This window comes from Pseudomonas sp. CFBP 13602 (genome assembly GCF_014842725.1).
Taxonomy (GTDB): domain Bacteria; phylum Pseudomonadota; class Gammaproteobacteria; order Pseudomonadales; family Pseudomonadaceae; genus Aquipseudomonas; species Aquipseudomonas baltica.
The window spans coordinates 260,809-283,004 of record NZ_JACYVT010000002.1 but is presented as its reverse complement, the minus strand read 5'-3'; the positions used below and the strand labels follow the sequence as shown (position 1 = coordinate 283,004).

General features: G+C 56.2%; 18 protein-coding genes and 1 pseudogene. 13 read left to right on the top strand and 6 right to left on the bottom strand.

Translation table 11 applies throughout. The features are described from left to right. Positions 1-95: 95 nt before the first annotated feature. Positions 96-1,220: pseudogene (locus IFU31_RS21815) on the top strand (cache domain-containing protein); the annotation flags it as partial. Between the two features lie 15 nt (positions 1,221-1,235). Next, positions 1,236-2,078: a methyl-accepting chemotaxis protein gene (locus IFU31_RS21810; protein WP_446731004.1), complete on the top strand. Its 843-nt coding sequence runs from the start codon at positions 1,236-1,238 to the stop codon at positions 2,076-2,078. A 63-nt stretch (positions 2,079-2,141) separates the two neighbouring features. Here IFU31_RS21810 and IFU31_RS04430 read toward each other — a convergent pair whose 3' ends face one another. Continuing rightward, positions 2,142-3,704, bottom strand: coding sequence for a sensor domain-containing diguanylate cyclase (locus tag IFU31_RS04430; protein WP_240998686.1), 1,563 nt, complete (start codon positions 3,702-3,704; stop codon positions 2,142-2,144). Between the two features lie 69 nt (positions 3,705-3,773). Beyond that, positions 3,774-4,958, bottom strand: coding sequence for a 4-hydroxybenzoate 3-monooxygenase (gene pobA / locus IFU31_RS04425; protein ID WP_192102391.1), 1,185 nt, complete (start codon positions 4,956-4,958; stop codon positions 3,774-3,776). Between the two features lie 156 nt (positions 4,959-5,114). Between pobA and IFU31_RS04420 the strand changes: the two genes are divergently transcribed. Further along, positions 5,115-5,984: a helix-turn-helix domain-containing protein gene (locus tag IFU31_RS04420; protein WP_192102390.1), complete on the top strand. Its 870-nt coding sequence runs from the start codon at positions 5,115-5,117 to the stop codon at positions 5,982-5,984. Here the strand turns inward: IFU31_RS04420 and IFU31_RS04415 are convergent. Together IFU31_RS04415 and IFU31_RS04410 are read right to left on the bottom strand one after the other, a co-directional pair. Then, positions 5,935-6,573, bottom strand: coding sequence for a TetR/AcrR family transcriptional regulator (locus IFU31_RS04415; protein WP_240998685.1), 639 nt, complete (start codon positions 6,571-6,573; stop codon positions 5,935-5,937). The genes IFU31_RS04420 and IFU31_RS04415 overlap by 50 nt on opposite strands. A 130-nt stretch (positions 6,574-6,703) precedes the next feature. Next, on the bottom strand, positions 6,704-7,405 hold the full coding sequence (locus tag IFU31_RS04410) for a glutathione S-transferase family protein (RefSeq protein WP_192102389.1): 702 nt from the start codon (positions 7,403-7,405) through the stop codon (positions 6,704-6,706). Positions 7,406-7,668: 263 nt separating this feature from the next. On the opposite strand from IFU31_RS04410, the gene IFU31_RS04405 reads away from it, so the two are divergent. From IFU31_RS04405 to IFU31_RS04390, 4 genes are all read left to right on the top strand, one after another. Further along, positions 7,669-8,178, top strand: coding sequence for a sigma-70 family RNA polymerase sigma factor (locus IFU31_RS04405; protein ID WP_122713868.1), 510 nt, complete (start codon positions 7,669-7,671; stop codon positions 8,176-8,178). A 3-nt stretch (positions 8,179-8,181) separates the two neighbouring features. Further along, on the top strand, positions 8,182-9,120 hold the full coding sequence (locus IFU31_RS04400) for a FecR domain-containing protein (protein ID WP_192102388.1): 939 nt from the start codon (positions 8,182-8,184) through the stop codon (positions 9,118-9,120). Positions 9,121-9,241: 121 nt separating this feature from the next. Then, entirely contained in the window at positions 9,242-11,671 is a 2,430-nt protein-coding gene (locus IFU31_RS04395; protein ID WP_192102387.1) for a TonB-dependent siderophore receptor, read from the top strand. Between the two features lie 115 nt (positions 11,672-11,786). Then, the gene (locus IFU31_RS04390) at positions 11,787-13,394 is read left to right on the top strand and encodes a PQQ-dependent sugar dehydrogenase (RefSeq protein WP_192102386.1); all 1,608 of its coding nucleotides are present in this window, start codon (positions 11,787-11,789) and stop codon (positions 13,392-13,394) included. Positions 13,395-13,406: 12 nt separating this feature from the next. Here the strand turns inward: IFU31_RS04390 and IFU31_RS04385 are convergent, their stop codons facing one another. Next, positions 13,407-13,856: a hypothetical protein gene (locus IFU31_RS04385; RefSeq protein ID WP_192102385.1), complete on the bottom strand. Its 450-nt coding sequence runs from the start codon at positions 13,854-13,856 to the stop codon at positions 13,407-13,409. A gap of 73 nt (positions 13,857-13,929) precedes the next feature. Between IFU31_RS04385 and IFU31_RS04380 the strand changes: the two genes are divergently transcribed. Together IFU31_RS04380 and IFU31_RS04375 are read left to right on the top strand one after the other, a co-directional pair. After that, on the top strand, positions 13,930-14,304 hold the full coding sequence (locus IFU31_RS04380) for a MerR family transcriptional regulator (protein WP_192102384.1): 375 nt from the start codon (positions 13,930-13,932) through the stop codon (positions 14,302-14,304). Positions 14,305-14,868: 564 nt separating this feature from the next. Next, positions 14,869-16,314 carry a P-loop ATPase, Sll1717 family gene (locus IFU31_RS04375; RefSeq protein ID WP_192102383.1) on the top strand — a complete coding sequence of 482 codons (1,446 nt, stop codon included), beginning with the start codon at positions 14,869-14,871 and terminating at the stop codon, positions 16,312-16,314. A gap of 233 nt (positions 16,315-16,547) precedes the next feature. Here the strand turns inward: IFU31_RS04375 and IFU31_RS04370 are convergent, their stop codons facing one another. Beyond that, positions 16,548-19,193, bottom strand: a complete 2,646-nt coding sequence (locus IFU31_RS04370) for an AAA family ATPase (RefSeq protein WP_192102382.1) — start codon at positions 19,191-19,193, stop codon at positions 16,548-16,550. Between the two features lie 609 nt (positions 19,194-19,802). Between IFU31_RS04370 and IFU31_RS04365 the strand changes: the two genes are divergently transcribed. The 4 genes from IFU31_RS04365 (at position 19,803) to yfcF (ending at position 22,147) form a co-directional block, all read left to right on the top strand. After that, a complete protein-coding gene (locus IFU31_RS04365) occupies positions 19,803-20,009 on the top strand; it encodes a hypothetical protein (RefSeq protein WP_122794958.1) in 207 nt (68 codons plus the stop codon). Positions 20,010-20,105: 96 nt separating this feature from the next. Next, a complete protein-coding gene (locus tag IFU31_RS04360; RefSeq protein WP_192053035.1) occupies positions 20,106-20,363 on the top strand; it encodes a DUF3077 domain-containing protein in 258 nt (85 codons plus the stop codon). A gap of 262 nt (positions 20,364-20,625) precedes the next feature. Next, complete coding sequence (locus IFU31_RS04355; protein ID WP_122476218.1) at positions 20,626-21,069, top strand: hypothetical protein; 444 nt, start codon at positions 20,626-20,628, stop codon at positions 21,067-21,069. A gap of 451 nt (positions 21,070-21,520) precedes the next feature. Beyond that, complete coding sequence (gene yfcF / locus IFU31_RS04350; RefSeq protein ID WP_122476216.1) at positions 21,521-22,147, top strand: glutathione transferase; 627 nt, start codon at positions 21,521-21,523, stop codon at positions 22,145-22,147. Positions 22,148-22,196: the final 49 nt, after the last annotated feature.

Sequence of the window (22,196 nt, the reverse complement as noted above, 5' to 3'; positions counted from 1 at the left end):
TCACGTTTTATCAGGGCTTGCACTCATGCGACAAAGTTCCGCGCCGATAAGGTTATACAAGATCAATAACTCCACACCTTGCGGATGCGCCCCTCATGCTGCACACCATTCAAACTCGCTATACCGCTACTTTCGTAGGCTTCGTTCTGCTCGTCGCGGTGCTGACGGCGATAGGGGTCAATTACTTCATCACGCCCAGCCTTACAAGCACCGATGAACGCAAGTTGGTCACTGAGGCAGGGGAGATCAGTGCCGTCATCAAGCGCGAGTTGGCCCGGGTGCAGGCGCAGCAGCGGGTGATTACCGAGACGGTTGCACAACTGGACAGCGACAGTATCGACCGCCTGCTGCCCAGCATGGTCAACCAGTATGGCGAGTCGAAGGTATTCGGCGGAGGTATCTGGCCGCTTCCCGATAAACGTACCGTGGGCCGGGCCAAGCACAGTACGTTCTATCACCGCGATGCCAGCGGCAAGTTGATAGTCAACACGCACTGGAACTCGCCTGAATCGAAAAACTACTTTGACCAGTCCTGGTACCTCGGTGGGCTCAAGGCCCCTGCGGGGCAGTGCAACTGGGCCTCGGCCTACCAGGACGATGCCAGCCCGGAGCCGCGCACCAACTGCGCGATGGCCATTACCAAGGACGGCGCGGCCTATGGCGTCGCGACCATCGATGTGACATTGGGCTTCTTCAATGAGCTGATCGCGCAGAAAGAGCGTGAGATCAACGCGCAACTGATGATCGTCGAGAGCGACGGCAAAGTCCTGAGCAACCAGCCGGAGATTCCAGGCAACAACGTACTGAAGAATCTCGGCGACCTGGCTGGCCAATACCCCTTTGCGGCAGCATTGCAGGGTTTGCTGAAAAGCCCCGGTGCCACGCGTTCGACGTTCGTCGGCAGCGATGGCAAGGAATACACCCTGTTCCTGATGCCCGTCGAGGGCACGCCGTGGCAGATGGCGGTAGCCCAACCCACTGAAGTGCTGACGGCGCAAAGCAGCCATGTGCTCACGACCCTGGCGATGCTGCAGATCCCGATGGTGGTGATCATGCTGCTGGTCATCGTGTTCGCCCTCAGGCAACTGATGAACCGTTTGGCGGTGCTCAAGACCAATATCGATACGTTGTCGGCCGGTGATGCCGACCTGACCAAGCGCATCGTCATTCGCGCCGAGGACGAAGTTGGCGCAGTGGGCCACTCGATCAACCGTTTCATCGTCTATTTGCAGAAAATGATCAGTGAAGTGTCCGACTCGTCTTCTTTGATTGCCGAGGGTATCGAGCAGCTACGCGGACAGTCGCGCGGCACCAACAGCATTCTGACTCGCCATGCCAATGAAACCGATCAAGCGGTGACGGCCATCACCGAGATGAGCTTTACCGCCGATGACGTCGCCCGCAATGCCGCTCAAACCGCGAGCATGACCCAGGTGGCGAGCGAGAAGGCCCGGCATTCAAAAGTGGTGGTCGAAGATGCCTCGAGCAGTGTCCGCGAACTGATCTCGGAAGTGGAAGACGCCACTACCAAGGTCAGGGCCATGGAACACGATGCCCAGCGTATCAATTCTGTACTGGGCGTGATTGGTGACATTGCCGGGCAGACCAATCTACTCGCGCTCAACGCTGCGATCGAGGCGGCGCGCGCAGGTGAACAAGGCCGCGGTTTTGCAGTGGTTGCCGATGAAGTAAGAGCCTTGGCAGGGCGTACCCAGTCCAGTACCTCGGAAATCAATGAAATGCTCAACCGTCTGCAGCAGGGTGTCAGTGCTGCCGTGGTGGCGATGGAGAGCACCAAGGCGCGCTGTCAGGCCACGGTCGACAAGACCTCCAGGGTGAACGAAGGCTTGGATGCGATGACCGAATCGGTTGTGTGCATCAACGACCTCAGCACGCAGATAGCCACCGCAGCTGAAGAGCAGAGCGCCGTCAGCGAAGAGGTCAACCGCAACATGGTAGCGGTGCGGCAGATAGTCGAGGACCTGGTGGCAGGAGGCGCGCAGACCGAGAAGAGTACGTCTGCGCTCGCCGCATCCAATGCCAATCTGATCGCTGTGGTACGACGCTTCAAGGTGTGAGGACGGGCTGGGGCTGCGGTGACGGACGGCAGCCCTCGCTCGGGATAATCCAGGGCAGCTGCCCTAAGTCACCAGGCTGCTAACGTATGAACCGGTTGCTTGCGCACCAGGCAGCTCGTTCGCCTCGACACGGTTTCGGCCTCGGTTTTTGGCGCGATACAGAAGCCTGTCCGCCTCCTTCAGGGCCGCGGTATAGGCGTCGTGTTTGGGTGCGTTGATTGCCACCACGCCCAAGCTGACAGTGACGTTACCCAACGCACTGGCTGAATGCTCGATGCCGGCATTGAAAATGGACAGCCTGACCTTTTCGGCAACGCTGAGCGCGCCGGCAAGATCCGTTTCCGGTAGCAGAATCACGAACTCCTCGCCACCATAACGCGCCGCCAGATCCCCGGCTCGGTGCACCGCACTGCCTATGAGGCTGGCGACTTCCATGAGGCAGTCATCGCCTCGGACATGCCCGTACTGGTCGTTGTATTGCTTGAACCAATCGATGTCCAACAGGATGATCGCCAGCGTTGAGCGATTGCGGCTGGCTCGTGCCCATTCCTGGCGCACGGCAAAGTCGAAGCGACGTCGGTTGGGCAACTGCGTCAGGCTGTCGGTTTGCGCGATTGTTTCCAATTCATTCTGGGCGCCTTGCAGCTCGCTTTCCGCCGTTATCAGTTGCTGGATCTGCTTGTACAGCAAGACGCTCAACCCTATCAAGGCAAGGCAGATCAGGGCAATCAGCCCCGCCGACCGATAGGCATATGCCCACCAGGGGGCGAATACGTGTTGGGATGAGACACCCGCAGCCGCGACGATAGGCAGGCCGGTGACCCGGCGGTAGGCATAGATCCTTTCCACACCGTCCACCAAAGATCTGGTCACGGCAATACCGCTGTCACTCTCGGGCAGATAGCGCGAGAAAATATCGCCTTTGGCAAGGTTGGTGGTCATCAGCGCCGTCAGGGTAGGGCGCCGGGCCAGCAGGTCACCGTTGTTCAGGGCCAGGAAAATAACGCCCTGGTCGTCTACATCCATTCGTTCGAAGAACGTCTGGAAATAGGCAACGGGCACCGTGGCCAATGCCACACCGGCAAAAGTGCCATCAGCGCCATTGATACGTCGGCTGATCGGGATGACCATATCCCCGGTGATGCGACTTTTCACGATGGAGCCGATTCGCGTGGCGGTATCACTGTGATCACGGTGATAGATGAAATAAGGACGATCACCGTTATCGTGGGTTTGAATCTCGGAGAACGAGTTAACTATCCAGTTGCCCCGGGCGTCGAAGATGAAGAGCCCCTGGATAGCCTCGACGTTCGACACGTTTGCCGCCATCAGCTTCGCCAACCGCGCTCGCGCGTCGATCGCAAGCCCGTCGTGCTCTACGCGTTCCACAAGATCACGCAAGGTATTGTCAGCTTGTCGCACCGTATCTTGAGCTTGTTGTTCGGCAGCACGGACGATATTGGAAACTGCAACTTTGGCGGCCGCCAGACGTTCTTCCCGGGACAAACTCATTTGCCACGCAGTTGCCAGACCCAAGGATAGACACACCAATGCAATGAAGCCTATCAGGGCTTTGCTCAGCAACGACGGCGATAGTCTGGCTGGGGTAAAGTCGCTTGGTTTCATAAAAGGCGTCATTGGCTTGGCGGCAAAGCGAGATCAATGCAGTTTCCGTACCGCACTGGAAGCTCGTATTCATTCTATGTCTTCATACGGCAACCCGACGTAGTTCTCGGCGATGGTCTGGCGGCCGGCAGGCGAACCCACGAAGTAGTCCAGTTCGGTCTGCTGCATACGCTGTCCGAAGGCATCGGTGTCAGGAAAACGGTGCAACATCGAGGTCATCCACCAAGAGAACCGTTCGGCTTTCCAGACGCGGCGCAGGCAGATGTGCGAGTACTTCTGCAGCAGGTCGGTACGCCCTTCGCGATAGACCTTGAGCAGGATGCGATACAGGGTGCTGACATCGCTGGCCGCCAGGTTCAGGCCTTTGGCTCCCGTGGGCGGGACGATGTGGGCGGCATCGCCGAGTAGAAACAAACGGCCGTATTGCATCGGCTCCACCACGAAACTGCGTAACGGCGCGATACTCTTTTCAATGGACGGGCCGGTGACCAGCCGCTCTGCGACAGGCGCGGGCAGGCGACGCTTCAATTCATCCCAGAAGCGCTGATCGGACCAGTCCTCGACCTTCTCCTCTGCTCCCACCTGCAGGTAGTAACGGGTGCGCGTTGCCGAACGCATGCTGCACAAGGCGAAGCCACGCTCATGGTTGGCGTAGATCAATTCGTGGTTGACCGGCGGTGTGTCGGCCAGAATACCCAGCCATCCGAAGGGGTAGGTGCGTTCGAAAACGCTCAGGGCCTCTGCCGGAATCGCTTGCCGCGACACGCCATGAAAGCCATCGCAGCCGGCGATGTAGTCGCAGTCCAGGCGAACCGTCTCGCCGTTGTGCTGGAAGGTCAGGTACGGGCTGTCACTGTTCATGTCATGGGGCTGAACCTGGTCGGCCTCGTAGACCGTCAGCGCGCCGGCGGCGGCCCGGGCCTGCATCAGGTCGCGGGTGACTTCGGTCTGGCCGTAGACCATCACCGTTTTGCCGGCGGTCAGTGCGCTGAGGTCGATGCGTTCACTGCGTCCATCGAACGCCAGTTCGAACCCATCGTGCACCAGACCCTCGGCGTCCATACGCGCGCTGACCGAAGCTTCGCGCAGCAGGTCGACGGTGCCTTGCTCGAGCACGCCGGCACGAATCCGCGAGAGGATGTAGTCGGGGTCTTTGCGTTCGACGATGACGTTGTCGATACCCGCACGATGCAACAGTTGGCCGAGCAGAAGGCCGGACGGACCGGCACCGATAATAGCGACTTGAGTTTTCATGTGAGCAGCCTTGTGAGGTGCGACTGCGGGCGTGACCCCTTGCAGTGCATTTTTATTGTTGTCCCCTGTATTTTTGATGAGCAGACTTGAGATAAGAAGGCAATATCCGGCATATTTCATGGACTTTCGGCGGATCGTTGCAGTGGGGAAGACACAATGTCGAAATCGCTCGCCGCGCCCGTTCCGGTGTTCAAACTGTACGGCGAAACCGGGGCCTGGCCGACGCCAGACCTGATCCATTGCGAGTCGATTCCCGAGCGGAGCAAGCTGCATGGCTGGGAAATAAAACCCCATCGGCACAGCGATCTGGTGCAACTGTTGTACGTGCAGGCAGGGCAGGCCACGTTGAAGGTCGAGGACGAGGTCAATCTCGTCGATTCTCCTTCGCTGCAGGTCGTTCCAGCGCTGAGCGTGCACACCTTCAAGTTTTCCGCCGACACCCAGGGCCACGTGCTCAGCCTGGCGCTGCCCTTGGCCCATCAACTCGGCGCCTTGCTCGGCAGCCCGGTGCTGACCACGGCTGTGTGTTATCCGGTCGGTGCCGAGCGTGCATATCTGGACACGCTGTTTTCAGCCCTTGCCCAGGAGTACAACCAACAGCGATCGGGCCGCGATGCAATGCTGCAATCCTTGATCACGATACTGTCGATCTGGCTCAGTCGGCGCAAACAGGCACTGTCCTCGTCGGACACCTTGCAAGTGGATCGTGGGCGCGATTATCTGCAGGTCTTCATCAAGACACTGGAACTAAGGTTTCGTGAGCACCTGCCTATCGATCACTATGCCGCGACGCTCGGCATCGGCAATGCCCATCTCAACGCGCTGTGTCGGCGCCTTGCGGGGCAATCTGCATTGCAGATGATCAACCAGCGATTGCTGCTGGAGGCCAAGCGCGATCTGGTCTACACCAGCATGACCATCGCCGAAGTGTCCGACAACCTCGGGTTCTCCGACCCGGCGTACTTCTCGCGCTTTTTCAAACGCTGTACGGGGCAATCACCGAAACAGTTTCGCGTGCAGCGGTAGTGGGTGTCGGGCCCTGAAGGCTACTGACGGGGGGCAGGGGCCCGTAAGCCCGATAGGCCTCGATCAGCGTATCGAACAGCGAGATGTCCGAGCGGCTTCTGGCAACCAGTTGAGCGCCGGCCACTGCCGAAAAGATAGCCCGCGCACGTACCTCGCTTGCAGCCGGTTCGCACACCTGCGCCTCGACCAGCAGCCGGCTCAACCAGGCAATGTTCACCTGCGCGAAGGCCTGGATTTCCTCGGCCATGGCCGGGGGAAGGTTATCGGTTTCAGCGCCCACGAAGCTGCCCAGGCAAAGCCGGTTGTCAGCCTCCAGCGAGCGCCGAAAGATCTCGGGGAAGCGCTGCAGCGCTTCGACTGGGTTGGGGGTCTGCTCGGAAATGGTTTCCAGCGCAGCCGCACCGTCTTCCCAATAGCGCCGTGCAACGGCAACGCCGAGGTCGGCCTTACTCGGAAAGTGGTAGTAGATACTGGCCGGCTTGATCCCGACTTCATTCGCCAGGTCACGAAAATTCAGCCCGTTGTAGCCTTGTGACTGGGCAATGTTTCGGGCAGCCAGGAGTATGGCCTCGCGGGCGTTGCTGCTCATTTGGGTGCCTTTCGTACGTCGAACGAGTTCTCGGGGAAGCGCGGCATCTTAAAGCAAAAGGGCTCGGCATGACGCGTACCGAGACCGCCAGGGGATGGCGGCCTCGGCCATTGCTACGCGTTGCGACCGATCACGCGGTAGGCGAATCCAGCTCTGGTATGCCGCTGCTGCGGTCAGCGTAGGCCGCCTGGAAGGCTGGCCGTTGCTGCCAGCGCTGCCAGTAGCTGTCCAGATGCTCGAAACGCTCGTCCAGCGGGGTGGCGTTGACCGGGAACTTGGAGAAGGCGATGGCGGTTGCCAAAGTGATGTCGGCAAACGTCGGCTCGGCACCGCCCAGCAGCCATTCACGGCCGTCAGCCAGATGGCGATTGACCAGGGCAGCATGCATCAGCGCCTCCTTGCGGCAGTGCTCACCCCACGCTTCGTTCTTGGTCAGTTCAAGCTTGAAGCCCAGGCCGGTGTGCAGCACGTGGAACGCGGTGACGATGCGATAGAGGATATGCACCCAGATGCGGTTGTCCCACATGGTGTCCAGGCCCTGTTCCAGCGCGCTTTCGCCCATGATCTTGCGGCCCGGATAGGACTGGTCGAGGTAACGCGCGATGGCCGCCGTTTCCGCCAGGTAGCTGCCATCGGCCAACTGCAAGGTGGGCGTTTCACCCCACGGATTCATGTTCAGATGGCGCCAACCGCGCTGCTGCCCACCCGGCGCCATGTCGTAGATGACTTCATCGAACTGATCGGCAATGCCCTTTTCGTGCATGAACAACCGCAGGCGCTGCGGGTTGGGGAAAGCCGAGGGGGAGGTGAAGAGCTGCAGTTTGGCGGTCATGGGTGGGTCCTGTTGGAGAGAGGTCTACCTAACACTTGTTAGGTAGACTGACCATAGGCTGCCAACGAGCATTCGTCAATGGTTTGCCTAACGGTTGTTAGGCTAATGTATTCATTCTGTCTGGAATCGATATAGGCTCTTTGAAGACCGATCCGCAATGCGGATTCGCCGCCAGTGCCGGGCTCCATTTCCAGCCTTGCAAAATAACCTGGCAGACACGAAAATGAGATTGATTATCATATGTGTCTTTCCAGGTTTGAGCCATGCCGCCTCTCGACCACCTGCATCAACAAACCGTGCACACCCTTTACGCCGATCACCATCGCTGGCTGTGTGGCTGGCTGCGCAAACGCCTGGGCTGTGTCGATCATGCGGCAGATATGGCTCAAGACACTTTCATGCGGGTACTGACCCAACGAAAGGCGCTTGAACTGCGTGAGCCGCGTGCCTACTTGAGCACCATCGCGCGTAGCCTGATGATCGACATGTTCCGGCGCCGGGCGGTGGAGCAGGCGTATCTGGAAACCTTGGCATCGCGACCCGAAGCGCTCGACATCTCGCCGGAAACACGCTTTCTGATCATTGAAACCCTGCTGGAAATCGACCGAATCCTGAATGGCCTTGGTGCTCGTACGCGACAGATTTTCCTGATGGCCCAGCTGGATGGCCTGAGCTATGTGGAAATAGGCAAACAACTGCACGTGTCGGTCAACACCGTCAAGAAACACGCAGTACGGGCCTTGATGCACTGCCTGCTGGCCACCGAGGAGTAGGCCATGGCACTGGATCACGCAACCCTGGAAGCCGCCGCGCGCTGGTACGTCGACTTGCGCTGTGACAGCGCCGATGAAACCACTCGCCACGCGCATCGGCGCTGGCTCGAAGGTGCGCCTGAACATCGTCAGGCTTGGGAACGGCTGATCCAGCTGCAGGAACGCTTTGATCGGGTCGGGCCCGGTATTGCTTCGCCGACGCTCAGCAGCGCACGGCTCAAGCGCCGTGAAGTGCTCAAGGTGCTGTCGCTGTTGATCGTCTCCGGCGGTGCAGGCACCTTGGCATGGCGCACCACTGCGCTGCCGTCGCTGGTGGCAGACCAACGTACCGTCACGGGCGAAAGCAAAAGCCTGCGCCTGGAAGATGGCAGTCAGGTACGCCTCAATACCGCTACGGCGATGAACATCCACTACAGCACAAGCCTTCGTGAGCTGCAGCTGCTCAGCGGCGAAATCCTTGTAGAAACCGCGCACGATGCCCAGGCCCGGCCCTTTGTGGTGCACACCCGCGAAGGCAGTATCCGTGCATTGGGTACGCGCTTTATCGTGCGCCGCGAAGACGATCTGACTCGGGTCTGCGTGCTTGAACACGCCGTCCAGGTGTGCAGCGCACTTCGCACCTCGACAGTGCAAGTGGCTGCAGGCCAACAGGTATGGTTCAGCCAGGGCCAGATGGGCAGCGTGCAGCCTGCAAGCCCCGACGCCGATGCATGGACCCACGGCATGCTGGTGGTCAACGACTGGCGCCTGGAAGATCTGATTCGTGAACTTCAACGCTACCGCCTTGGGCATCTGGGCTGCCAGGCACAGGTCGCAGCGTTGCGAATCTCCGGCGCGTTTCATTTGAACAATATCGATAAGGTTCTGGAAAACCTGTCTTCGACCTTGCCTGTGCGCATCCGCCAGCTCAGTCGCTATTGGACCCGTGTGGAGGCGGTCTGAACCCGCGTCGGAAAATAAATCACACCTGGGTGTTGTTGATTCGGTTTCTCATTCGACTTGGTAGATAGAGGCGTATCAGACGCCGCTCTCACTCTATTGCCACTGGGCGAAAGGAAACGGTATGTCCGTACGCAAGCCAACCACTCGACGATCCCCATCACTGGCCCACATCGCGCGTCGAACGCTGCTGGGCATGGCCTTGGGCGCGCCGCTGACCAGCATCATGATCCCCGGGCCCGCCTGGGCGCAGACCGCCGGACTCCGCCAGTTCGACATACCCTCCGGCGCGGTCAATACCGCCCTGGCGCAGTTTGCCGCCACCACCGGAGTCAACATTTCGTTCGATCCCGCCCAGGCGCAAAGGCAGCGCTCGCCTGGCTTGCACGGCGCCTACACGGTGGATTCAGGTCTGCGTCAACTGCTCGCGGGCAGCACGTTGCAGGCCGTACTACTGAGCAACGGCAGCTACTCGCTGATCCCTGTCACCGACGCAACGCTGCAATTGGACCCCACGAGCATCAACGGCCAATCCGTTGAGGCAGCGGCCGGCCCGGTGGAGGGCTACGTGGCCACCCGCAGCAGCGCAGGCACCAAGACCGATACACTCATCATCGAGACTCCGCAGTCGATTTCGGTGATCACCCGCCAGCAAATGCAGGCCCAGGGCGCGCAGACCGTTACCGATGCATTGCGTTACGTACCCGGCGTCAAGGTGGAAGCCTATGGCCTGGACCCCAAGGGCTTCGACTGGTTGTACATTCGCGGCTTCAACGGTCAGGCCAGCAGCGATTACCTCAATGGACTTCGTCAGCAGAACAACAGCTATGCGTTTTTCCGCAGCGAGCCCTACTCGCTGGACCGTATAGACGTGGTACGTGGCCCGGCGTCCAGCCTGTTCGGCCAAGGCGATGCGGGCGGCGTCGTCAACCGGGTCAGCAAAAAACCGGAGGCCGATCACGTCAACGAAGTGCAATTGACTGGCGGTAATCATGATCGCCTGCAAGGCCAGTTCGATATCGGCGGTACGCTGAGTGACGATCAACACCTGCTCTACCGCGTGGTAGGCCTGGCCCGTGAAGCCGATACCCAAGTGGACTACGCAGACGGCCACGCGCTGGAAGACGACCGCCTGTACATCGCGCCGTCCTTCACCTGGGCGCCGAATGAAGACACCAGCCTGACCCTGCTCAGTGATTTCCTGCGTGATTCGAACGGTGGTTCGCTGTTCGCCTACAGCACGCCGAACGGCCACACCACCAACACGCTGATGGGCGATCACAGCTTCAATCATCTGGACCAGGAACAGTTCAGCTTGGGCTACGAGTTTCGCCACCGGCTGAACGACACCTGGGAGTTCCGCCAGAACGCGCGCTACGGGCAAGTGGACCTGATCTTCCAGAATCTGCTGCCCGCTGCCGTCGACACCACCACCGGCAACGTGACGCGGATCGCCGACCGCTTCGATCAGCACATGGATACGTTCAACCTAGACAACCAGCTGCAGGCCGACTTCGTCACCGGCCCGCTAAGCCACACACTGTTGATGGGCGTCGACTACACCTGGCAAGACGCCGATATCTCGCGCTGGCGCACGCGAGCACCCGACCTGAACCTTGGCGCGCCGCAGTATGGCCTGGCGATTGCTCGTCCCAATGCGGCCAAGAGCCTGAGTTCGATCGATTACGACCAGAGCATCGAACAGGTCGGCGGATATATCCAAGACCAGATCAAGTTCGACGACCACTGGGTGATTACCGCCGGTGGGCGCTATGACCATGTTCGCAACGACCTGGACAACCACGTCGGTGCCTCTTCAAACCAGAAGGACAATGCCTTCACCGGCCGCCTGGGCGTGACCTATCTCACAGGGTTCGGCCTGGCGCCCTACGTCAGCTACGCCGAGTCGTTCACCCCCAACACGGGCACGGACCGCAACGCCAGCGCGTTCGACCCGAGCATGGCGCATCAATGGGAAGTGGGGGTGAAATACCAGCCTACCGACGCCATCCTGATGACCCTGGCCGCATACGACCTGACCAAGACCAATGTGCTGACGACGGAAATCGTCGGTGGCGTGAACACCGGTTTCACGGTTGCATCGGGTGAACAACAATCGCGCGGCATTGAAGCCGAGATCAAGGCGCGCCTGGATGATCACTGGGATCTGATCGCGTCTTACACCTACACCCGCGCCGAAATCACCAAAAGCAATCGTGGCGACGAAGGCAACCGCCCGGCCAACGTGCCCAAGCATATGGCGTCGACCTGGTTGAACTACACCTTCGACGACAGCCCGCTCAAAGGCTTGAGCCTGGGCGGCGGTGCTCGTTACACCGGCGTGCTGTATGGCGACAACGGCAATACCTACCACATCGACAACTACACGCTGTTCGATGCAGGCGCCAGCTACCCGATCAACAAACACGTCACCGTCTCGGTCAACGCGCAAAATCTGTTGGACACCGAGTATGTGGCCACTTGTGACGATTCTTATGAGTGCTATCCGGGTATGCGCCGTACGCTGCTGACCAGCGTCAAGTACACGTGGTAATTCGTCTGTCAGAACCGGCCGCACGTCCAATGCGCAAGCTTGCGATCTGCGGTTTTGCCGGTCCTGGTTTGAGGTTAATCTCTGAACGGTAGAAACCAGGCAGAGAAGGCATCGAATGACGGCCATGATTCGCATCACCAGGGCGCTGCTGGTTGCCGCGCTGGCAACTGGCGCCCTGGCCAGTGTCGTGCAGACCCAGCTCAATCTCGGCGAGCTCGTCAGCCTTGGCGCACCGGTTACCTTGTCCCTCCGGGCCTGGACCACGCTCGAAGACCTTGCGCGGTTCGCTCCGGTCATGGCCGGCATAGCCTTTTTGGCGCTGTCTTTCGCGGTGTTGGCAGGCCATTGGGTGCTGCGTTTCACCCCAGCTTCCTGGCGCAGGCTCGTTTTAATCGCGGCCAGCGTGGGTGCGTTGGGTTTCGTCCTCTGGCTGATGCGCTCGGTGATTCCGATGCCCGCATTGCCGGGCACCCGCACGGCGGTTGGCCATGTGCTGATGTCGCTGACGGGGATCGTTGGCGGGTGGCTTTATGCGCGTCTGAGCGCGCCTTCGGTCATGACTGCTCGTTCGTCGAGCCGAGGAGGGGAGTGGCGTCAGGCGGGTGTGGTGGCGGTTCTCATCGCTGCGCCCGCCATGTTGTTCTTCGCCATGGCCCCTGGCACCGGCGATACGCCAGCGAGGGTAGATTCCGCCAGCTACAAGGTCCAGACCGTCGCGACGGGCCTGAACCGCCCATGGTCGGTGGCGTTTCTTCCAGACGGCCGCGTCCTGGTCACAGAGATGCAAGGGCGGCTCCTCGCCATCGCTGCCGATGGCGCGTCTGCGCAGATCAAGCTCGACGGGCTGCCGCCCATCTTTCAGCAGGGCGGTACCGCGGGATTGATGGAGGTCGCGCTGGATCCGCAGTTCGAACACAACGGTTGGCTTTACCTGACCATGGCCTATGGCGAAGCCGGTGCGAACGGCACGCGCCTTGTGCGTGCCACGTTGGCGAATGATCGGATCGACGACGTACGCGTACTGTTCAGCTCCACGCTCAAGCCTCGCGCCGGCAACAACGGCGGGCGCATTGCCTTTCTTCGCGACCAGACCCTGGTGCTCGCGCTCGGCGACGGCAGCGAGCGGCGGGAAGAAGCGCAGAATCCTGCGAACGATCTGGGCACCCTGGTCAGAATCGACCGCGAGGGCCGCCCGCCGGCGGATAACCCTTTCATCGGCCAAGCTGGCGTCGCCCCGGAAATCTACAGCCTTGGCCACCGCAATGTGCAGGGCATCGCCGTCGACCCGACAACGGGCGATTTGCTGATCACCGAGCATGGCGCGCGCGGCGGCGACGAGGTCAACCGCATCGTGCCGGGCGCCAACTACGGCTGGCCCATCGTCACGGGCGGTATCGACTACCCGTTTGCGAAAATAACGCCATTCACCCGTTTGCCTGGCTACCAGAACGCACTCCTGGAGTGGACACCGTCGATTGCACCCGCTGGCTTGGCCATTTACGACGGTCCGCTGTTTCCCCAATGGCAAGGCGACTTGCTGGTCCCGGCACTCAAGGAGCGTGCCGTGCGCCGCGTTGTGCGTAACGGCCAGCAGATCGTCGGTCAGCAACTGCTGCTGGGCGAGCTGGACGAGCGCATGCGCGACGTCAAGATAGCTCCCGATGGTTCGATCTATGTGCTGACCGATGGGGTCGATGCGAAGCTGTTGCGAGTGATGCCATAGCGAGACTTTTGGCTACCGCGCACCGAGACCAGAACCCCCAGGGCGTGCCTGCGTTTGAACCGCTCCTGGATTATGTGTCGGCAGCAGTTGCGCAATGGCAAAAGCCACTTCGAAAACCGTGAAGCCCAGAATCAGAAAACTGGCGCCGTGAGCTACTGCAAACAGCTGCCAGGCAGCGAACAGCACTCTCGCCAGTGCGTCATACAAACCAACGCTGCGGCTCGGTTGCACCAGCCGCCATATCGACCAGATCACCACGATGCTGCCCAGCAGGTTGGCGAACAGCATTGCGGTAGTGTCCAGCGTGGGGACCGCTCGGTCCAATGCCAGCGCAGCGGACAGCGCTGCGAATCCCTCAAAAACCAGCAATGCCGTCCAAGGCGTCATGAAGCCCGCAGTGACCACAAGATCGTAAACAGCACTGGCCCGAACGATCTGTAGATTTCTATTTACGCTGATCATATTCACCCCTCACAGTTGGAGCTTGCAGGCTAAAGCCTGGAGTTAGGTCCAGAGTCAAATGGAGAATTGACGAGTGAAGATCGGAGAAGTGGCAGCGAAGGCGGGCGTGTCAGTCGATACCCTGAGGTTCTACGAAGAGAAAGGCTTGATCAAGCCGGGTCGTGCTGCCAACGGCTATCGGTTTTATGCCGAGCAGACGCTGCAACTGGTTGGATATATCAAGCTGGCGCAGCAGCTGGGATTTTCACTGCGGGAGATCGGTGAAAATCTACCGTTGCTATGGACTGGCGAAGAAGCTTCCACCGATCTGCTGGCTCAGTTATTTGCAGAGAAAATCGCTTTGTTGGACGAGCGCATTGGACAAATGCACGCTCTGCGCAACCTATTGGCCGAGCGAGCCGCGCAGGTTTGTCCGCTGATGGGGGCGGGTCAGATTGCTGCGTCTTGAATGATGTTTTGCTGGTACTGGCGTTTGAGGAGGGTGGCGTGGGGCGGGTTGCGCGCGACGGTTAGCAGGACTTAGATCAGCAACATCTAGGTGTATCCAGAACCCCTGATCGGGCGTTTGGTCCAGCGTTTTTCGAGTGCGTTCAATAACAGCCGTCGGTCTTACTTTCAGAGCTTCGAAGATGTCGAACCGGTTGATAGCCGTATCCGCATGGGGTAAGTGTTTGCTTCGAGAGTGGTCTTCTTCCGGCGTGCGGCAGATGTTTGAGGTGAGAGATCTCTGAAGGTAGCGGCTGTCGTTTGGAACAAGGCTGCGAATGGTCTAGATCACTGGCGGTCGATGACTACGTGCGGAAAGGGCTGCTTTGGGACAATAGCAGTCACATGAACGTCTCAATGAAAAGGACGCGCCTAAGATCAGCCTCGCGAGGCAAGCGAGTTCACTCGGAATCACTGGCCGTTTTGGGCAATCCCTGGCACTATTATGAGCACAGGCAGATGGCTATCGCGCGTGAGCTTATTAAGGTTAAGATGCTTCGAAATTAAGGTCTATTAGGGATAAGGCATGGACGTTAGAGCGATCAGTACTTTTGGAGCTGTTGCTGCAGAAGATGAGCCAGTGTTGAATTACTTTGTGGAAACGAGCGCTGTCACTGAAATTAGTGATGGAGAGAGATTTTTAGTGTTGGGCAGGAAGGGATCTGGAAAGACAGCCCTTGTGCGTTATTTTAATGAGAAAAAGCAGAATGGACTTGTTTCAATTGCTCTTAACCTACGAGGATATCCTTGGGCTCTGCATGCCAAGCGTTCTGACTCTTATGTAGACGAGTCAGAACGGTATGAGGCTAGCTGGCGTTATCTCATAGTTGTAGAGTTTGCCCAGATAGTAGCTAAGAGACTAACTGGGCTATCGAAATGGACGGACGAGGCAAAGAATTTAGTCGAGTTTTTTTCTCAGAATTATGGAGGCATAGATGTAGGTTTGGGCGATTTTTTGCGACCCGAAAAACTGAGACTTTCCAAGGCGTCGTTCGAACCTCAGCTGTTAGGAGTTAAACTAGGGGGCATAACACTTGAGCGTAAGAACGAGGAAGGAGGTTTGGCAAGAGAGTTAAATCTGCTATCTGATCTCATCCTTAGAAATGCACTGTACCTATGCGGCCGTGAAGGAATTGAAAAAGTTCTGATTCACTTTGATGAGCTCGATCAGGGGATGTCGAAGTTCGATCGTCCTAGGCAACAAATGCTGACAGGTTTGATTTTGGCTACAAGGTCAATTAACCGAGAGGCGGCCAAGAACTCCGTTAAGTTAAAGTCAGTAGTGTATCTTCGCACTGATTTGTGGAACCAAATAAATTTTTCAGATAAAAACAAAATCACCACAACTTCAGTTTTAGACATTTCCTGGGATGAAAAATCTCTTTTGAGTGTTGTGAACTCCCGGGTGAATAGCATCGCTGGGGAAAATTGGGATGCGATTCATGATGCAGCTACTATGCGAGGTCGTCAGCATAAATTTTCTTATATAGTAGCTAGAACGTTCTTACGTCCGCGCGATGTGATCAGCTTTTTGAATATTCTGCTTTCAAAGGCGAAGGAGCGTATCAGTACCAAAGGTGGTGTAACAGTCTTTACCAACAAAGATATTGTGGCGTCGAGGCGTGAATATTCTACATATCTTAGGCTAGAGTTGCACGATGAAATATCTCCTCATTGGGCGGAGTGGGAAGACTCTCTTAAAGCAATTTCTAAGATGGGTCGATTGTCATTTGCTCGCGTTAGCTTTGAAGATCGATATCCGCAGTCCGTTACTGCAGGAAATAATTATACCTCTGAACAAGCGCTGGAGACGCTTTACGAGTACTCAGTGCTAGGCGCGTACAGGGCATCTGGTTATGGTGGTAAGAAGTGGGTCTATAGATACTCCGAGCCAGGTGAAGCATGGGACAGTTCGGGCAATTTATTCAAAGTACACCTAGGATTAAAGGAACATTTAGCCTTAAAAGAGTAATCTATGATCATATACAAGTGGCCATATATTGTTCGAATAGAGGTAGAATCTCAGATTTTGACCACTCACCGCCTATCACGATGGTCACGAGTCTGCCAGGAGCGGTCACTCGCATAAGCTACTTCCGCCACAAGCAGACGTTCAACGTGTCACCGTTGCTGCAGGATCAGCCTGGATGGACCTTTACCTACAATCAGTAAGTGAGTGAAGAGTCTCTTCCCTCACTTAACCACTTAGCCTACTTCCGAGATGGGAGACTTAAATTGGTCTTCAAACGTCTTTTCTGTGGTTTTCTTTCTGGCAGAAACTTCTTTCGCAAATGCTCTGAGACTAGCAATGTCTTGCAGCAATTCGGTTGGAGCCGGGCGATTTTCTGATAGCGCTTTGGACTTGTCATGGCCAAACATCCAGTTGCTGGTTTTGGTCATGTTCTGCGTGATGGTATTGGCATCTGTCGGCAGAATCGAAAGCTGGCCAAGACGAAGTGTTTGAACGCTATTGCGGCCTCGTGTGACTATCTGACAGAGAAGGTCTTGCTCTACTAAAGCCTCCCATGCCTCGCGCAGCAAACAATATATAAAGGCTGCCTTTTGGTTGTAGCTGTGCGCGTCGCTTTCATACAGAGATTTAATGGCATGGACATCTTCGTCAAGGTTCTGTGCTCGCTGCGCGGTAGTCATACCACGCCAAGGGGCTTTGGTATAACAGAAGCCGGAGTCTTTCCCGCTCCTTCTGATCGTAAATACGGAGCGAGCAGGCCCCTGTCCTTGCTCCAAGGAAATATCTTCGCACTTGCCTTCGATTTCCATTATGAGTGAAAGGTCATGTGTGAAAATAATTACCTGCCGCTCCAACGCTTCAATAGCCAAACGATGGGCGATTTTTTCACGGTAAACATGATCCAGAGAGCTCACTGGGTCATCTAAAATAATCGCCTCACTGTTCTTGAATGTTGCTATCTCAGCCAAGAAGGCTGCAATTGAAATCACCTTTTGCTCGCCTTCACTGAGAATTCTTCCGGGGCGCTTTGTAGCAATGGTGAAACTATGAGATGTATCAATATCCTTTACTACAGCCGAGATTTTAACGTCCAAAGTCACGCCTAAAAATTTAAGCTCGCGACTGAAATTTTGAACGAATTCGGGGGTCACTAGCTTGGAGATGAAGGACTTAGCCTTGGACGAGAACTTTTGCTTTGTATTACGAAGAGCCCCAATTGCCTCAGAAACACGCTTATTAAATATCAGGTTTCGATGATGTTGAACGATCTGGTCTTTAGCTTCGTAGAGCCTATATTGCACTAAAAGTTCGGTTTGTCGAAGAAGATTCAGTTTGTTTGTTTCTTCAGAGTTAGTTGCACGGAGCTCGGTAATTTTCTGAGCTAGGGAGTTAGTTAGATTGGCAGATATTTGCATAGTATCAATATCGCCTAATGGAAAAGAGGACGCGCCAAAAGTATTAAAATATTCTTTGCGCTGCTTTGCTATTTCGAACGCAGCAGCCAGTCCGTGGTCTGTCCCTGTTAGCTCCAACAAATCATTGCAAAGCGGCTCATAAGCCTCGAGATCCGGCACGATTAGGTTCTGAATTGCTAGCCTAGTATCGGCTAATAATTTTACTGCTTGTTCGTACTGCGTCTTACTTTTATCTTTGATGTAGGCGTCGAACCGAGACATTCGGCGCTTGGCGTCATCCGACAAGGGCTGCATGCAAAGAACGCATTTTGAGCCGTCATCGACTTTAGGATAGCTTTCGCCTATATAAGTATACTGCTCCGAGAAATATTTTGCTGCATTGAATAGTTGTTTCCAAGCCTCAGTATGTGTGCCCGCTAAGGGCTCCTCAGTATCAAAGCCTTTGACAGAAATATCATAGGCGATTTTTGTTGTATTTACTGCAAACTCAAGTTTTTTTACATGCTCGGATTTGTCGCTAGATAAAATAGAAAGACAGTTGGTGAGTTTTGTAATAGCTCGCGGCACTCTATTTTCAGAAATGTCTTTTAGTTTCTCGATTTTTTTTGTTGCCGTACCATTTTGGTAGTCCTGTATAGATGTGTTTAGCTGGTTCAGCTCAGACTTGTTTTCTTCCGTCCAAATCAGTTTAGAATCTATAGTTACCGAGGTGGTGTTTTCATTGATGCTAGCAAGCCATTTGCTTAGAGCGGGGATTTTCTCAATTTCTTGAATAATAGGCAGCTTGCTGTTTCGCATTTTCTTTGAGGCTGCCTCCCGAATCGCTTCTGCAATGGCCGAGACTCCATCAAAAATTTCGACGCCTTTAGGCTTGTAAGTTACTTGATTGTTCTTTTCTAGCAAGACCTTGCCGCAGTCGGAGTCATAAACGTTGATGCCAGCGAGGTCGGCAAGGGTCTTTCCAGGACTCCACTCCCATTGCTGCTTTTCACCATTTTTTATGAAAGTTATTATGGCTGATTGTGGGCCGGTGTCTTGCTTATATACGTTGGGAAGTATTTCGGGTTCTGTATGCTTGGCAAAGCAGGCGTTTTTCAAAACTCTTGTATAGCCTGACTTCCCCGAGCCGTTTTCGCCATATATTAAAGTTATACCATTGTGGCTAAATGGTAGCTTGGATTCGCTGGATATGGCATTGATATTTTGAGCGTTGTGAATGTTGCAGAGTCTGACAGACACACTCGCGACGATCTCTCCTGCTATCTCTGAGTTCGTTGTCGGAACGCTGCAAATTTTCTTCTCGTTGTGTTCAGCGATGCCGTAGGTTATAAATACGTTATCAATTACTTCTTTGAGATCTTGTGTGGGTAAAGTCTTATTGAGAAGTAACCGTCTGACGATATCCGCCTCCCAATCAGACAGATCACTTGCTGCCCACTCAACTATTTCCTTGACAGAATTCATATCGCAATGCTCCTTGCTAATGCTAATTTGCTATCTCTTGTACGCTCAGTTCGGGCGTCTGTCTATCGTCTGCGTAGCGACACGCGCAGGCCGTATCCTTGACGGCAAAACGGAGCTCACTAGCTGGATGAGGTTCTTGAACATGCTAAGCAGGGTGTAGGCAATGCTCAGTGGTAGTTGAAGGCGTCTGTGACGAAACATATGGGGCAGCGATCTGAGATCCCTGTCGAGCGAATCCTTTGACCCAACTCTGCCTATAGTGACGGACTGCTCTTGGCCGAAAGCGGTCGTTCAACCATCGCTTGGGAGCAGCAACGCCTTTCCCCCCAACCTTGCCATCCCCCACGACCTCCGCTAACCTCACACCCGTCGCTGCCAATTCAGCGACCGGGTTTAGCAGCTCGAACAATTCGTCAGGCGCGCAGCGCCTCCATACCCATTGTCGGCGTTTTTTTTCGCCTACAGTGTCGATCTATGGCGGCTGTGCGTGGGGCACCTTCGGGTGCGCCGGGTGCCTGACGGTCCGGTCTGCTAACCCGCGTACAGCTGCCACCCTTTTCGTTTAGCAGCGGGAGGTGGCGGTTCAATCGAGCCGTCAGGAGTTGCATCATGGTCAAGCCGACCCCCGATCCACCCGTTGTCGATCTTCCTTCCGATCACCCGTTGTTTCATTTCCCGACAGACTTTTCTGAAACCGATGGCCGTGTGCTGGCCGAGCGATTCAAGCGTCAGCGTGCGTTGATGGAGCAGGCGCGGAGAAATGCGCAGCGCGAGAGTCAGCCGCCGCGGCGCTTTTGGCAGTTCTGGCGGACATAGACCGTGGCGCGGCATTCGCGGGCAGAGCCCGCTCCCACAGATGCCTGCCTGTAGTTAAGCCTGTTGGCGTGTTCATCGTAGATAAGGAGATTGACCATGATCGAAATCACGGAAACCAACGTCTTGCCGTTCGGCCGCCATGGCTCGGACCAGCAGCCGATATTCAGCGTCAACTCGGGTGTTGCCTTGGAAGATGCCTTGACGCAATTGTCCCATCTGCTGACATGCGCCCATGCTTCGGCATCTGAAATGTGCGATGCCCGGGTGGTGGATCCAGGACTGGTTGGCGCCACGGTGCATTGCATCGAGGGGGCGAAGGCATTGGTAGATGCGTTGTTGATTCGCGGTGAGTGACTTGGAAGGAGATTGGCGCGATTCATTCTGTTGATCGCGCCAAACACAAGTCTCGCAACGCAGCCAAAGCAGCCACACGGCATGCCAACCGCAGGGATATTCTGGCATCAAGTGATGGCTCATCTCGGTATGTTGGAAAGGTCTACCTGGACGCGGAATGCAATCTGTCTCAGCAACGATACAATGCCCGCTTCACAGGGCGCTTGGACTGCTACTGAACATGCAATGGAATCATCTGGTCATCAACGGTGTTACCAAGAGTATGGCGCATTTGCAGCCGTTCGAGATGACCTTCGAGGTGGCTGGTAACCAGCTGACCGTCCGTTTCGAATTCGGCTTTCATTGCTTCACGGACGATAAAGGCAACGGTGAGCCGCTGCGGCACAAGCATGAACATAGATACTTCTGCCCTTCGCGGTACCACTGCAGCACCCAGCTGCGTGACTACATAGAGCGCCGCTTCTATACCGGAATGGTAGTGCCGCATAACAGCAAGAACAGTGGCCAGAGGTACTTTTGTCTGGATCTACATGATTACGCGATTTTCTTTTCCATCACCAAGCCTGCCGAAACGACGAATCTACTGCGAATGCACGTCATCAGCGCTTATGAGGTTGATACCTGGGGTCGCCACTCGCTGCCCAAAGGGAAAGCATTCAACACGCGCTACGTACTGGAGATGCGCAATAAAGGAAAGTCGGTTTGACAGGAAGCAAAAAGCCCCTGTGCTTGCGCACAGGGGCTTTTTGCGTGTCTCAATATCGGCCTGTTCTTTCGGCTTGCGCCTTATCCCGCACACTGGCTGGGAGAGCTTTCGCTCCGAAATCAACACCCCTTCAAGCGAAGGTTCCGGTCTGTGCTGACGAGGCTATGATATCAAACAAGCTGTCACTTGTGCCAACCTTTAAACGCCTGGTCTGGAATCGCGTAGCCACTGGGACGCTTGATTCGTACCTCGAGACTGCCATGGTCCGCACCGAGCCGGTACTCGCCTGAGCCGATAAACGCGTGGGCTGGATCGACCCAGACCCTAGCCTATCCAGACCAACACCCCAACACCGCCCATTCCTACCAAGAATACCCCCATGAAAATCATTGATTTCCCTCTCTCTGCTTAATCTCGTAGCGTGGAGTCTTCTGCATAAGGAGATCAGTCCATGAGCCGTTTGCACTTGTACGTCGATTCGCAATTCACCAGCCCCTATGCCCTGTCGGTGTTTGTTGCATTGCGCGAGAAGGGTATCGATTTTGCGATGAGCGCAGTCGACCTGCAGAAACTTGAACACCAGGCAGATGCCTACGCTGTTCTCTCGCAAACCCAAAGGGTCCCCACGCTGGTGGATGGAGATTTTGCCTTGTCGGAATCTTCAGCGATCACGGAGTATCTCGAAAGCGTTTACCCCGAAGTGCCGATTTATCCAAAAGACGTTCGGCTTTTGGCAAAAGCGCGGCAGGTTCAGGCCTGGATCCGTAGCGATCTGCTGCCCATCAGGCAGGAGCGTTCCACCGTTGGGGTTTTCTATGGTCAGCAATATGGCCCTTTGTCGCCGACGGCTCGTGAGTCAGCGGACAAGTTGTTCTATACGGCGCAAGCGCTGCTCAAAGACGGCGCAGAAAATCTTTTCGGCCAATGGTCGATAGTGGATGTCGATCTGGCGCTCATGCTCAACCGGCTGATACTCAATGGCGATGCTGTGCCTTCAGCGTTGGTGGAGTATGCGCAACGTCAATGGCAGCGTCCCAGCGTGCAGGCCTGGGTCGCCCTCGAGCGCCCGCCGCTTTAGATCGCAGGCTGGCCGGTGATGGGGCATCAGTAGTCCTTCAAACCGGCTG

Bases quoted from the DNA above. Each gene is read 5' to 3' on its own strand.
- IFU31_RS04405 (WP_122713868.1), top strand. From the start codon at position 7,669: ATGCCGCCTCTCGACCACCTGCATCAACAAACCGTGCACACCCTTTAC.
- IFU31_RS04365 (WP_122794958.1), top strand. From the start codon at position 19,803: ATGGTCAAGCCGACCCCCGATCCACCCGTTGTCGATCTTCCTTCCGAT.
- IFU31_RS04390 (WP_192102386.1), top strand. From the start codon at position 11,787: ATGACGGCCATGATTCGCATCACCAGGGCGCTGCTGGTTGCCGCGCTG.
- IFU31_RS04420 (WP_192102390.1), top strand. From the start codon at position 5,115: ATGTCGAAATCGCTCGCCGCGCCCGTTCCGGTGTTCAAACTGTACGGC.
- IFU31_RS04410 (WP_192102389.1), bottom strand. From the start codon at position 7,405: ATGACCGCCAAACTGCAGCTCTTCACCTCCCCCTCGGCTTTCCCCAAC.
- pobA (WP_192102391.1), bottom strand. From the start codon at position 4,958: ATGAAAACTCAAGTCGCTATTATCGGTGCCGGTCCGTCCGGCCTTCTG.
- IFU31_RS04430 (WP_240998686.1), bottom strand. From the start codon at position 3,704: ATGAAACCAAGCGACTTTACCCCAGCCAGACTATCGCCGTCGTTGCTG.
- IFU31_RS04385 (WP_192102385.1), bottom strand. From the start codon at position 13,856: ATGATCAGCGTAAATAGAAATCTACAGATCGTTCGGGCCAGTGCTGTT.
- IFU31_RS04395 (WP_192102387.1), top strand. From the start codon at position 9,242: ATGTCCGTACGCAAGCCAACCACTCGACGATCCCCATCACTGGCCCAC.
- yfcF (WP_122476216.1), top strand. From the start codon at position 21,521: ATGAGCCGTTTGCACTTGTACGTCGATTCGCAATTCACCAGCCCCTAT.
- IFU31_RS04375 (WP_192102383.1), top strand. From the start codon at position 14,869: ATGGACGTTAGAGCGATCAGTACTTTTGGAGCTGTTGCTGCAGAAGAT.
- IFU31_RS04370 (WP_192102382.1), bottom strand. From the start codon at position 19,193: ATGAATTCTGTCAAGGAAATAGTTGAGTGGGCAGCAAGTGATCTGTCT.
- IFU31_RS04400 (WP_192102388.1), top strand. From the start codon at position 8,182: ATGGCACTGGATCACGCAACCCTGGAAGCCGCCGCGCGCTGGTACGTC.
- IFU31_RS21810 (WP_446731004.1), top strand. From the start codon at position 1,236: ATGATCAGTGAAGTGTCCGACTCGTCTTCTTTGATTGCCGAGGGTATC.
- IFU31_RS04355 (WP_122476218.1), top strand. From the start codon at position 20,626: ATGGCGCATTTGCAGCCGTTCGAGATGACCTTCGAGGTGGCTGGTAAC.
- IFU31_RS04415 (WP_240998685.1), bottom strand. From the start codon at position 6,573: ATGAGCAGCAACGCCCGCGAGGCCATACTCCTGGCTGCCCGAAACATT.
- IFU31_RS04360 (WP_192053035.1), top strand. From the start codon at position 20,106: ATGATCGAAATCACGGAAACCAACGTCTTGCCGTTCGGCCGCCATGGC.